Consider the following 731-nt stretch of genomic DNA (forward strand, 5'->3'; position numbering starts at 1 on the left):
ATATTTTCTCCTCCGGATATGATGATATCTTCCCTTCGGTTGAGAATGTACAGAAACCCCTCCTTATCAAGGTATCCGATATCTTTTGTATTAAAATAACCTGTAATTACTTTTCTTCCCATATAGCCATTGATAAGCATGGGGCTTTTTAACCAGATTTCTCCAATCCCGTCTTTATCCGGGTTTTTTATGAAAATTTTCACTCCTGGCAATGGTTTTCCTACCGAGTCTATCTTTTCCGGGAATTCTAAAATATTGAAGGTTGTACTCTGGCTAAAAGTTTCTGTCATCCCATATGTCTTATACACAGGAATCCCTATTTCCATACACCTATATATTAATAGCTGTGGAATGAATTCCCCGCCTAACAAGAGCATTCTTAAACGATTTTCTTGGATATCATTAATCATGTCTTTTAACATAGTTGGAACCATTGAAACCATATTTACACTGCCCTTTTTTATAAGTTCCAAAACCAGTTCTTTTTTATATTTACAAATGGTTACCCTTGTCCCATTATATAAGCTGCGGAATAATATTGATAAACCACTCACATGGAAAATGGGAAGTATTACCAGCCAATTATCTTCTTTAAATACTCCCAATACTTGCGCTGAAGCCTTTACATGTGCATATACTTGTTTCCAGCGTATAGGGACTGATTTAAAGCTCCCAGTTGTCGCGCTTGTATTCATGATAACTGCAATCTGTTCTTCATCTGTCTCCCAGTC

At 36.5% G+C, this 731-nt stretch carries 1 protein-coding gene; it reads right to left on the reverse strand.

Annotated elements, in window-relative coordinates:
• Positions 1-731 (reverse strand): AMP-binding protein (locus tag WMO25_RS18530; protein WP_349086732.1); only part of this gene is annotated, 731 nt, incomplete at both ends.

Origin of the sequence: Coprococcus intestinihominis (assembly GCF_040096555.1) — a bacterium.
In the GTDB taxonomy this organism is placed as follows: Bacteria; Bacillota; Clostridia; order Lachnospirales; family Lachnospiraceae; genus Coprococcus_A; species Coprococcus_A intestinihominis.